Genomic DNA, 11,159 nt, shown 5'->3' on the forward strand with positions numbered 1-11,159 from the left:
GGCGCGGTGGTGCACATGGTCGCCTCGTGCCCGCAGCCCGGCGTGGTGCGGCATGCCTTCGGCGAGCGCTTCATCCTGGGCGAACCGGGCGGCGCGGCCACCGATCGCCTTGCGAAGCTGGCCGCCGCCATGGCCGGGGCCGGCCTTCAGGTGGAGATCGACGCCGCGATCGAGCAGGCGGTGTGGGTCAAGCTCTGGGGCAACATGACCATGAACCCGCTGTCGGCCCTCACCGGCGCCACCATGGACCGCATCCTCGATGATCCGCAGCTGCTGCGCTTCGTGTGCGATGCCATGACCGAGGCCGCGCGGGTGGGCGAGCGCTTCGGCCTGCCGATCGCCATGAGCCCGCAGGAGCGCAACCGCATCACCCGCCAGCTCGGCGCGGTGCGCACCTCCATGCTGCAGGATGTCGATGCCTCTCGCCCGATCGAGCTCGATGCCATGCTCGCGTCGGTGGCCGAGATGGCGCGTCTGGTCGAGGTGGATGTTCCCGCCATCGACGCCCTGCTCGGCATGACCCGGCTCTTCGGGCAGGTGCGCGGTCTCTACCCCGCGGCGCCGGCGGTCTGAGGGAGCCACGCGGTGTCGCGCCATGTCTCCGAGACCCCGGCCACGCAGTGGCTTCGCCGCCATGGCGTGAGCTTCGGGCAGCACCCCTATGACTATGTCGAGCACGGCGGCACCGCGGAGTCTGCCCGGCAGCTTGGCGTCGACGAGCACTGCGTGGTCAAGACCCTGGTGATGCAGGACGAGCGCGCCCGCCCGCTGGTGGTGCTCATGCACGGGGATCGCACCGTGTCCACGAAGAACCTCGCGCGGGCGATTGCCTGCAAGACGGTCGAGCCCTGCACGCCCGAGGTGGCCCAGCGCCACTCCGGCTATCAGGTGGGCGGCACCTCGCCCTTCGGCCTGCGCAAACCCCTGCCGGTCTATGTCGAGTCCAGCGTGCTCGATTGCGCGCTGGTGTACATCAATGGCGGCCGGCGCGGCTATCTGGTGTCCATCGATCCCGCGGTGCTCACCGACACGCTGCGGGCCACGCGGGTCAGTTGCGCGCTGGCTCCCTGATCGCGCACTGCCCCTGCGTCACCGCATTCGCCCCTTCGTCCTCCACGCCCCTCCGCCCCTCCGCCGCCATGAACGCCGCCTCCCTGCTCGCCGTGCTCGGCGCCTACCTGATCGGCTCGGTCTCCTTCGCGGTGGTGGTCAGCCGCGTGATGGGGCTGGCCGACCCGCGTACCTACGGGTCGGGCAACCCCGGCGCCACGAATGTGCTGCGCACCGGCAACAAGCGTGCCGCGCTGCTCACCCTGCTCGGCGACGCGCTGAAGGGGGCGGTGGCGGTACTGCTGGTGGAGGCCGCGGCACCGCGCTTCGGCATCGGCGAGATCACCGTGGCGCTGGCGGCGCTGGCGGTGTTCGTCGGCCATCTGTTCCCGGTGTTCCACCGGTTCCAGGGCGGCAAGGGCGTGGCCACCGCCGCCGGGGTGCTGATGGCGCTGCATCCCCTGGTGGGCGGCGGCGTGCTGCTCACCTGGCTGATCATCGCCTTCTTCTTTCGCTACTCCTCGCTTGCGGCGCTGGTCAGCGCGGTGTTCGCGCCTTTCTGGCACAGCCTGCTCTACGGGTTCGATGCCGCGTCCGCGGCCATCGCCGCGATGGCCGCGCTGCTGGTCTGGCGCCATCGCGCGAACATCGCCAATCTGATGGCCGGTCGCGAGAGCCGCATCGGCCAGAAGAAATCCTCATGAGCCTGCGCCTGGGCGTCGATCTCGGCGGCACCAAGATCGAGATCGTCGCCCTCGAGGGCGAAGACACGGTGCTCGCCCGCCGGCGTGTGCCCACGCCGCAGGGCGACTATGCCGGCACGGTGCGCGCCATCATCGGGCTGGTGCTCGAGACGGAATCCGCGCTCGGGCGTCGCGGCACCCTCGGCATCGGCATCCCCGGCGCACTGTCGCCGGCCACCGGCCTGGTGCGCAACGCGAACTCGGTATGCCTGATCGGTCAGCCCCTGCGCGACGACCTGCAGGCCGCGCTGCAGCGCGAAGTCCGCATCGAGAACGATGCCAACTGCTTTGCGGTGGCCGAGGCCCAGGCGGGCGGCGCGGCTGAGGGCGTGGCCACGGTCTTCGGCGTCATCCTCGGCACGGGGGTGGGGGGTGGCCTGGTGGTCGAGGGTCGGGTGCTGCGCGGTGCCAATGCCATCGCCGGCGAGTGGGGACACAACCCCTTGCCCCTGTTCGCGCCGGCCGACGCCCCGCCGGGCCGGCCCAGCCGCGAGTGGCCGGGCGAGCCCTGCTACTGCGGCCATCGCGGGTGTCTGGAGACCTGGCTGTCGGGGCCGGCGCTTGCCCGCCTCGGGGGGCGCTCCGATCGTGATGCGGCCGCGGTGGTGGCCGCGGCCCGGGCCGGCGAACCGATGGCCGTGGCGGCCATGGCTGACTACATCGACCGGCTGGCGCGCGCGCTTGCCAGCGTCATCAACCTCGTCGACCCGCAGGCCATCGTGCTCGGTGGCGGCCTGTCGCAGATCGCCCGGCTTTACGACGAGGTGCCGGCGCGGTGGCCGCGCTATGTGTTCGCCGACTCGGTGGGCACGCGGTTGCTGCACAACCGGCTGGGCGATTCCGCCGGGGTGTTCGGCGCGGCCCGCCTGTGGCCGGCCGGGGCTTCCATCGGCTGAGCCTTCGCCGGGCCCAGGCCGGGCTCCCTACGCGGCCTGGGCCGCCGGCTCGCCGAGTTCCTCCAGCGGCCAGCGCGGCCGGACCGAGAACGCGCCGGCAAACCCGGCTGTGTGTCCGGCCAGGCCCCCGGCCTGCAGTCGCAACGCCGCCGCGAACGCGATCATCGCGCCGTTGTCGGTGCACAGCGCGGGCTCCGGGAAGAACACCGACATCCGCTGTTCGTCACTGGCCCGGGCCAGCGCGGCACGCAGCCGCTGATTGGCGCTGACGCCACCGGCAATCACCAGCTGGCGCAGGCCGGTGTGGCGCAGCGCCGCCAGGCTCTTGGCGACCAGCACATCGACGATCGCCGCCTGCACCGCGAAGGCGAGGTCGGCGCGGGCCTGGTCGTCGGCCAGGCCACGGCGCACCACCGTGAGCACGGCGGTCTTCAGGCCGCTGAAGCTGAAGTCGAGATCGCCGGAATGCAGCATCGGCCGCGGCAGGCTGACCGCGCCCTCACGACCCCGGCCGGCCAGCGCGGCCACCGCCGGACCGCCGGGATAACCCAGCCCGAGCAGCTTCGCGCTCTTGTCGAAGGCCTCGCCGGCGGCATCATCGAGGGTGTCGCCCAGCAGTTCGTAGCGGCCCACCCCCGAGACCCGCATCAGCTGGGTGTGGCCGCCGGAGACCAGCAGGGCCACGAAAGGGAACCCGGGTGGCCGGCTGGCCAGCAGCGGCGAGAGCAGATGGCCCTCGAGATGATGGATGCCGATCAGGGGCCGGTCGAGCGCCGCAGCCAGGCCGCTGGCCACCGCCATGCCGGCGAGCAGCGCGCCCGCCAGCCCCGGGCCCTGGGTGCAGGCCACGGCATCGATGTCACCCAGGCGGCGGCCGGCATCGGCCAGCGCCTGTCGGGTGAGCGGCAGCAGCCGGCGGATGTGGTCACGCGAGGCGAGCTCGGGCACCACGCCGCCGTAGCGCTCGTGCATGGCCACCTGCGAATGCAGGCCCTGGGCGAGCAGGCCCTCGCGGGTGCAGTAGAGCGCGACGCCGGTTTCGTCGCAGGAGGTTTCGATGCCGAGCACGAGCATGGCGCGATTGTGCCCCAGCCCCGCCGCCCGGGGCGACCGAAGGCTTCTCGGCCGGAGCCGTTGCGTGCTATAGTAATGAGCTTCGCCTGTGGGGGAGCGGCCTGATGCCGCCCCCAGGCCCGGCTCCCTCATGGGCGGCCGGGAGGTGCCGCGGCCATCGCCGCAGCCACAACCGCCGGGTGAAAATCGCAGCGAAAGGAGGTGATTTGATATGCCGACCATCAGGGTCAAGGAGAACGAACCGTTCGACGTGGCGCTGCGCCGTTTCAAGCGCACCATCGAAAAGACCGGGATCATCACCGAGCTTCGCGCCCGCGAGTTCTATGAGAAACCCACCTCCGAGCGCAAACGCAAGAAGGCGGCCGCCGTCAAACGCCATTTCAAGCGCCTGCGCAGCCAGATGCTGCCGAAGAAGCTGTACTGATTCTTCACCGCGGCACTGAACCGGGCCCGCGAGCGTCAGCGCCGCGGGCCTTTTCGTTTGGCGCTGCCGCGCGCCGCGCGCGGCCCGCCTTCCCTCGCACGAGGAACGTCCCAATGAGCCTCAAGGACCGGATCACCGAAGACATGAAGGCCGCGATGCGTGCCCGCCAGACCGAGCGTCTGTCGGCGATCCGCATGCTGCTGGCCGCGATCAAGCAGCGCGAGGTCGACGACCGGGTGCTCGCCGACGACACGCTGGTGAGCGCGATCGTCGACAAGCTGATCAAGCAGCGCCGCGACTCCCTGTCGCAGTTCGAGCAGGCCGGTCGCGAGGATCTCGCCCAGCGTGAGCGTGGCGAGATCGAGACCTTGTCGGCCTACCTGCCCCGGCAGGCCGACGCGGCCGAGATCGAGGCGGCGATCGCCGCGGCGGTGGCCGAGACCGGCGCGGCCGGGCCACAGGACATGGGCAAGGTGATGGGCCTGCTCAAGCCGCGGCTGGCCGGACGGGCCGACCTGTCGGCGGTGTCGGCGGCGGTGCGCGCCCGGCTTGCCGGGCACTAAACTGCCGGGGTGATCCCGCAGTCGTTCATCCAGGAGCTTCTCGCCCGCGTCGACATCGTCGACGTGGTCGGCCAGCATGTGAAGCTGCGCAAGGCCGGCGCCAACCTGCTCGGCCTGTGCCCCTTCCATGGCGAGAAGTCGCCCTCGTTCACCGTCAGTCCCACCAAGCAGTTCTACCACTGCTTCGGATGCGGCGCGCACGGCTCCGCGGTGGGCTTCCTCATGGAGCACGCCGGGCTGTCGTATGTGGATGCCATCGGCGAGCTCGCCCGCTCGGCGGGTCTGGTGGTGCCGCAGGAGCCTGGGCGCGGCGGTGACGCACCCCGTGCGGCGCCCGATCTGCTCGAGCTGCTGCAGGCGGCCACTGACTTCTACCGGCTCCGCCTGAAGGACTCGCCCAGGGCGATCGACTACCTGAAGGGCCGCGGCCTGTCGGGCCGCACCGCGGCGCGATTCGCGATCGGGTATGCCCCCGACGGATGGCGCGGCCTGCAGGCCGCGGTGCCCGACTATGACGCGCCGGGCCTGGTGGCGGCGGGCCTGGTCATCGAGGCGGCTGCCGACGAGGCCGAGCCGCCAGCTGCCAGTGCCGCGCCCCGGCGCCGTTACGATCGTTTCCGCGACCGGATCATGTTCCCGATCCGCAACCCCCGCGGCCAGGTGATCGGTTTTGGCGGACGGGTCCTGGGGGCGGGCGAGCCCAAGTACCTCAATTCGCCCGAGACCCCGCTCTTCACCAAGGGCCGCGAGCTCTACGGGCTGTTCGAAGCCCGCGAGGCGATGCGCGCGGCCAACTGCGCGATCGTGGTCGAGGGCTACATGGATGTGGTCATGCTTGCCCAGCACGGCGTGGGCAACGCGGTGGCCACCCTGGGCACCGCCACCACCGGCGAGCATGTGCGCAAGCTGCTGCGCAGCGTCGATCGGGTGGTCTTCTCCTTCGATGGCGATGCCGCCGGGCGCAAGGCGGCCTGGCGGGCGCTGGAGGCCTGCCTGCCGCACGCGCAGGACAGCAAGCGGCTGGAGTTCCTGTTCCTGCCGCCGGAGCATGACCCCGACAGCTTCGTGCGGGAGCATGGCGAGGCCGGATTCCAGGCGAGTCTCGCGAAAGCCATTCCGCTCTCGGAACTGCTGGTGCGGGAGCTCAGCGCGCAGGTCGACCTGGAGGAGTCCGAAGGCCGGGCGCGGCTGCTCGCGCTCGCGCGACCGCTGGTGCAGCAGCTGCCGCGTGAGGCCTTGCGGCTGCAGCTGGTGCACCGGCTGGCCGGCCTTGCACGCATCAGCGCCCCCGAGTTCGAGGGCTTCCTGGCAGCGGGCCCCTCGGCGGGGCGTGGCCCCGGAGGGGGCGCCGCCTGGCCCGATGGCTCTGCCGAGCGCTCGCGAGGCCCGGGACAGGGCGTCCCGGGCGCATCGCGGCGATCAGGGGGGGCCGGGGGGGCGGGTGGCGCGAGCGGCCCGAGCGGCCCGAGCGGCGCCTCGCCCCGCTGGCGCGCGCGCGCCGCGCCGCCCGATCTCGAGTCCAGGGTCCACCTGCTGGCCGCGCTGCACCCTGCGCTGGCAGCCACCGTGGCCGATCATGAGCTGCTCCCGGAGGGCCTGGCGCGCTGGCTCGATGCCCTGGCCGAACTGCCACCGGGTTCCGCCTTCGCCTCGGTCTGCGAGACCCTGCGCGGCGGCCACGGCGAGCTGATCGACAGGCTCCAGGCCGAGGCGCTGGCGGATCGAACCGGCCTGTCGGACATGAGCCCCGAGGAAGCCCGTGCCGAGTTCGATGGCGCGCTGGCGCAACTGCGCGATCGCCGGGTCCGCGCCGAACTCAGTGCCCTGGTGGCGCAGGGGCTCGACAGCCCGCAGGCCAGAGAACGTTACCAGGCGCTGATCGCGCTGCGATCGCGTCTGTGATAAAATGGAGGGTTCCCTGGAAGACCAAAAATCCAAGATGTTGCAAGGCGCGGGCGGGTGCCGGGCCCTTGCGGGGCGTCTTGCCGATGCCGGGCGTTTGCCGGTGCCGGAGATCGGTCGCCAATGCGCCGGGCCTGCGCCCTGTGTGCGCCAGGGGCATTCATCGAGAGCGCGGAGGTTGATACGTGGGCATGAGTAAATCGGGCGCGGCCAAGAAATCACCTGCAACCGTCGTCAAGGCGCCTGCGGCCGCTGGCCGAGCCGTCAGGCCGGCTACCCAGCCGGCGGCCAAGGCGCCCGCCAGGTCCGTGAGCACGGCGTCCAGTGCGGCCAAGGCCAAGCCGGCGGCACGCACCGCGGCGGCCAAGCCCGCCAGCGCCCGGCCCGCCGCCAGCGCGGCCAGCAAAGAGGCCAAACCCGCGGCCAAGGCCGCCACGGCACCGGCTGCTGCCCGAGCGGCCAAGCCGGCCGCCAAGGCGCCGGTCAAGGCTGGGGCGGCCAAGGCGCCTGCCAAACCTGTCGCGGCCAAACCGGCTGCCAAGGCTGCGCCGGTCAAGGCCGTCGTGGCCAAGGCGCCTGCGGCCAAGGCTGCCGCGAGCAAGGCCTCGGCCAGGCCCGCGGCCGCGCCGGCTGCCAAGCGTGCCGCCGCCAAGGCGCCTGCGCGGCCGACGGCCGTGGCGGCAGCGCCCGCGGCCGTTCCCGCCAAACCCGCCAAGGCCCCGCTCAAGCCGCTCACCCGGCAGGCTGTGGCCGCCAAGGCCAAGACCGACGCCGCCAGGGCGAAGGCCGAAGCCGAGCTTGCGCCGGTGCCGGCGCCCGAGGCCGCCGCGGTCAAGGTCAAGGCTGTCGCCAAGCCCGCCCCCGCCAAGGCGGCCAAGGGCAAACCCGAGGCCAAGCGTCCGGCCGGGCCCGGCGCGAACAAGCCCGTCGATGGCGGCATGGATGCCGACATCGATGATCCGGTCGATGATCCGGTGGCCCATTTCGACGACATCGAAGTCGAGGTTGAAGGCGAGGTCGAAGCCGTCGAGGTGGTCGAGGCCCCGGTTCCGCTGCCCAGCAAGGCCAAGCGCGGCGCCCGTGCCAAGGAGAAGCAGCTTCTCAAGGAGTTCGGCGGCCAGGGCCTGTCCGAGGCCGACCGCGAAGCCACCCGCAACAAGCTCAAGCAACTGATCAAGCTCGGCAAGGAACGGGGCTTTCTCACCTACATCGAGATCAACGACCATCTGCCCGACGATGTCATCAACGCCGAGGCGATCGAGTCGATCATCAGCACCTTCAGCGACATGGGCATCGCGGTCTACGACCAGGCCCCTGACTCCAAGACCCTGCGGATCTCCGACGCCACGCCCGTGGCCACCTCCGATGAAGATGCCGAGGAGGAGGCCGAGGCTGCGCTGTCCACCGTCGACTCCGAGTTCGGCCGCACCACCGATCCGGTGCGCATGTACATGCGCGAGATGGGTTCGGTCGAACTGCTCACCCGTGAGGGCGAGATCGAGATCGCCAAGCGCATCGAGGACGGCCTCAAGCACATGGTGCAGGCCATCTCCGCCTGCCCCACCACCATCCACGAGGTGCTCACGCACGCCGAGCGCATCCGTGCCGGCACCATGCGCATCGACGAGGTGGTCGATGGCCTGATCGACCCCAACGCCGAGGAGGTCGACTTCCGCGCCGCGCCCGCTCCGGCGGCGGCCGAGGCCGAGCTCGATGAAGACGCCGAAGAAGAGGTCGATCCGGCCGGTGCCAACTCCGCCAAGCTCGAGGAACTCAAGGTCAAGGCGCTGCAGAAGTTCAATCACATCGATGATTGCTTCTCGAGCATGAAGACCGCCTACGAGGACGAGGGCTACAAGTCGAAGTCCTACCTCACGGCACAGGCCGAGATCCAGGAAGAGCTCATGACCATCCGCTTCACGGCCAAGATGGTCGAGAAGCTGTGCGACACGCTGCGCGAGCAGGTCGAGCAGGTGCGTTCGCTCGAGCGCTCGCTGGGCGACATCTGCGTGAACCGGGTGGGCATGCCGCGCGCCCAGTTCCAGTCGAGCTTTCCGGGCAACGAGACCAATCTCGCCTGGTCCGAGAAACTGGTGGCCGCCAATCCGGCCTATGTCGATGTGCTCCGCCGCAACATCCCGGCCATCCAGGACCTGCAGCAGAAGCTCATCGACCTGCAGGCCCGCGTGGTGCTGCCGCTGCCCGATCTCAAGGAGATCAACAAGCAGATGGCCACCGGCGAGGCTATGGCCCGCAAGGCCAAGCGCGAGATGACCGAGGCCAACCTGCGGCTGGTGATCTCCATCGCCAAGAAGTACACCAACCGCGGCCTGCAGTTCCTCGACCTCATCCAGGAAGGCAACATCGGCCTGATGAAGGCGGTGGACAAGTTCGAGTACCGCCGCGGCTACAAGTTCTCCACCTACGCCACCTGGTGGATCCGCCAGGCGATCACCCGGTCCATCGCCGATCAGGCCCGCACCATCCGCATCCCGGTGCACATGATCGAGACCATCAACAAGATGAACCGGATATCCCGGCAGATCCTGCAGGAGACCGGCATCGAGCCCGATCCGCAGACCCTGTCGGCGCGCATGGAGATGCCCGAGGACAAGATCCGCAAGATCCTGAAGATCGCCAAGGAGCCGATCTCCATGGAGACGCCGATCGGCGACGACGACGACTCGCACCTGGGCGATTTCATCGAGGACACCACCACGCTGGCGCCGGCCGATGCGGCGCTGCACGGCTCGATGCGCGATGTGGTCAAGGAAGTGCTCGACTCGCTCACCCCGCGCGAGGCCAAGGTGTTGCGCATGCGCTTCGGCATCGAGATGAGCACCGACCACACGCTCGAAGAGGTCGGCAAGCAGTTCGATGTCACCCGTGAGCGCATCCGCCAGATCGAGGCCAAGGCGCTGCGCAAGCTGCGTCACCCTTCGCGGGCCGACAAGCTCAAGAGCTTCCTGGAAGGGCAGTAAGGGCGCGCGCCGCTGCCGCAACGGCAGCGGCCGGGTCTGCAGCGGGCGCGCTCAGCGCTTGCCCTCGATCTGGATCTCCACCAGGCGTGGTCCGCCGGCGGCGAAGGCCGCGGCGAGCGCCGCGGGCAGTTCATCGGGGTTCTCCACCCGCACGCCGGGCACGCCCATGCCGGCGGCCATGGCCACGAAGCCCAGCCCGGGGCCGCCCAGGTCCATGTGGGGGTAGGGACGGTCGGAGGCCGCGTCGAAGCGCTGCCGGTAGATGTCGAGGTTGTGCTTGAGCACCCGGTACTCGCGGTTGTTCAGGATCACGAACACGATCGGCAGCTGATGGTGGGCCGCGGTCCAGAGCGCCTGGATCGAGTACATCGCGGAGCCGTCGCCCGACAGGCACAGCACCGGCCGCCCGGGGTGACCCACTGCCGCGCCGATCGCACCCGCCAGACCCTGGCCGATGCCGCCGCCGCGCGCACCCAGGAAGCGCTCGTCGGTGTCGAGCTGGAAGGCCGAGGCGAAGTCCACGCTGGCGGTGATCGACTCCTCGACAATCAGCGCGTTGGCCGGCGTGGCCCGCGCGATCTCGGTCATCACCCGTGGCATGGAGATGGGCAGGCGCGACCAGGCCTTTTCCTGACGCGACTGCCAGGCGGCGGCCTCACGCGCCTTCTGCGCGGCGAGGCTTTCGCGCCGGGCCGCTGCAGCAAGGTTCCAGGCAGGGCTCGCGCCTTGCGCGAGCGCGTCTGCGAGCGCCTGCAGCGACGGGCCCAGGGCGCCGACGACGCCGGCATCGACCGCATGATTCCAGCCGGCCGGCCGAGCGCTAGCCTCGAGCTGGATCACCCGCGCCGACTCGGGGAAGGGGCTGCCCGGCGCGAACCAGACCTCCTCGAAGAAGGCGCCACCCACCAGCAGCACCCGGTCGGCATTGCCCAGGGTCTTGCGGATGCCCGCGGCATCGAAGGGCAGGCCGCTGCGGGCATGCGGATGGGTGGCCGGGAAGGACACATGGCCGCGGATGCCCTCGAACCACACCGCCGCACCCAGGCGTTCGGCCACGCGGATCAGTTCGGCGGCGGCGCCGCTGCGGGCGACCTCGTCGCCCACCACGATCACCGGCTCGCGCCCGGCGAGCAGCAGCTCGCAGGCGGCGGCGATGCCCTGCGGATCGGGCGGCCCGGCGCGGTAGAGCCGCGCGGGTGGCTGCGGGCCGTTGGCGGTGGTCTGCGCCATGACATCGATCGGCAGCGACAGGAACACCGGCCCGAAGGGCGGATCATTGGCGATCTTGAAGGCGCGGCGCAGCACCTCGTCCATCTCGTCGGCGTGGCGCACCTCGGTGCTCCACTTGGTGACCGGCGCCGCCATCGCGGCGAGATCGTGCGAGAGGATGGGCTCGCGGCGCAGCATGCGGGTGTCCTGCTGGCCGGCGGTGACGATCAGCGGCGCCTGCCCCTTCAGGGCGTTGTAGATCATGCCGATGGCATTGCCCAGGCCGGGCGCCACATGCAGGTTGGCCACCGCGGTGC

The 11,159-nt window shown here is 70.8% G+C and carries 10 protein-coding genes; 8 read left to right on the top strand and 2 right to left on the bottom strand.

Features of this window, described 5'->3' with window-relative positions; genetic code table 11:
• The 4 genes from AC2H6A_RS14125 to AC2H6A_RS14140 form a co-directional block, all read left to right on the top strand.
• Window positions 1–573 (top strand): ketopantoate reductase C-terminal domain-containing protein (locus AC2H6A_RS14125; RefSeq protein WP_484274236.1); only part of this gene is annotated, 573 nt, incomplete at its 5' end.
• Window positions 574–585: 12 nt separating this feature from the next.
• Entirely contained in the window at window positions 586–1,071 is a 486-nt protein-coding gene (locus AC2H6A_RS14130; RefSeq protein WP_484274237.1) for an aminoacyl-tRNA deacylase, read from the top strand.
• Window positions 1,072–1,139: 68 nt separating this feature from the next.
• Window positions 1,140–1,754, top strand: coding sequence for a glycerol-3-phosphate 1-O-acyltransferase PlsY (plsY, locus tag AC2H6A_RS14135; RefSeq protein WP_484274238.1), 615 nt, complete (start codon window positions 1,140–1,142; stop codon window positions 1,752–1,754).
• Entirely contained in the window at window positions 1,751–2,689 is a 939-nt protein-coding gene (locus AC2H6A_RS14140; protein WP_484274239.1) for an ROK family protein, read from the top strand. The genes plsY and AC2H6A_RS14140 overlap by 4 nt, the downstream gene beginning before the upstream one ends.
• A 27-nt stretch (window positions 2,690–2,716) precedes the next feature.
• On the opposite strand, the gene tsaD is transcribed toward AC2H6A_RS14140, so the two are convergent.
• Window positions 2,717–3,763: a tRNA (adenosine(37)-N6)-threonylcarbamoyltransferase complex transferase subunit TsaD gene (gene tsaD, locus AC2H6A_RS14145; RefSeq protein ID WP_484274240.1), complete on the bottom strand. Its 1,047-nt coding sequence runs from the start codon at window positions 3,761–3,763 to the stop codon at window positions 2,717–2,719.
• A gap of 211 nt (window positions 3,764–3,974) precedes the next feature.
• Between tsaD and rpsU the strand changes: the two genes are divergently transcribed.
• The 4 genes from rpsU (at window position 3,975) to rpoD (ending at window position 9,633) form a co-directional block, all read left to right on the top strand.
• Window positions 3,975–4,187 carry a 30S ribosomal protein S21 gene (gene rpsU / locus AC2H6A_RS14150; protein ID WP_484274241.1) on the top strand — a complete coding sequence of 71 codons (213 nt, stop codon included), beginning with the start codon at window positions 3,975–3,977 and terminating at the stop codon, window positions 4,185–4,187.
• A 113-nt stretch (window positions 4,188–4,300) separates the two neighbouring features.
• Window positions 4,301–4,750 carry a GatB/YqeY domain-containing protein gene (locus tag AC2H6A_RS14155; RefSeq protein WP_484274242.1) on the top strand — a complete coding sequence of 150 codons (450 nt, stop codon included), beginning with the start codon at window positions 4,301–4,303 and terminating at the stop codon, window positions 4,748–4,750.
• 9 nt (window positions 4,751–4,759) lie between these two features.
• On the top strand, window positions 4,760–6,652 hold the full coding sequence (dnaG, locus tag AC2H6A_RS14160) for a DNA primase (RefSeq protein ID WP_484274243.1): 1,893 nt from the start codon (window positions 4,760–4,762) through the stop codon (window positions 6,650–6,652).
• A gap of 563 nt (window positions 6,653–7,215) precedes the next feature.
• Entirely contained in the window at window positions 7,216–9,633 is a 2,418-nt protein-coding gene (gene rpoD, locus AC2H6A_RS14165) for an RNA polymerase sigma factor RpoD (RefSeq protein ID WP_484274245.1), read from the top strand.
• Window positions 9,634–9,684: 51 nt separating this feature from the next.
• Here the strand turns inward: rpoD and AC2H6A_RS14170 are convergent.
• The coding region (locus tag AC2H6A_RS14170; protein ID WP_484274244.1) for a thiamine pyrophosphate-binding protein at window positions 9,685–11,159 on the bottom strand (1,475 nt) is incomplete at its 5' end.

The organism is Quisquiliibacterium sp., assembly GCF_982640115.1.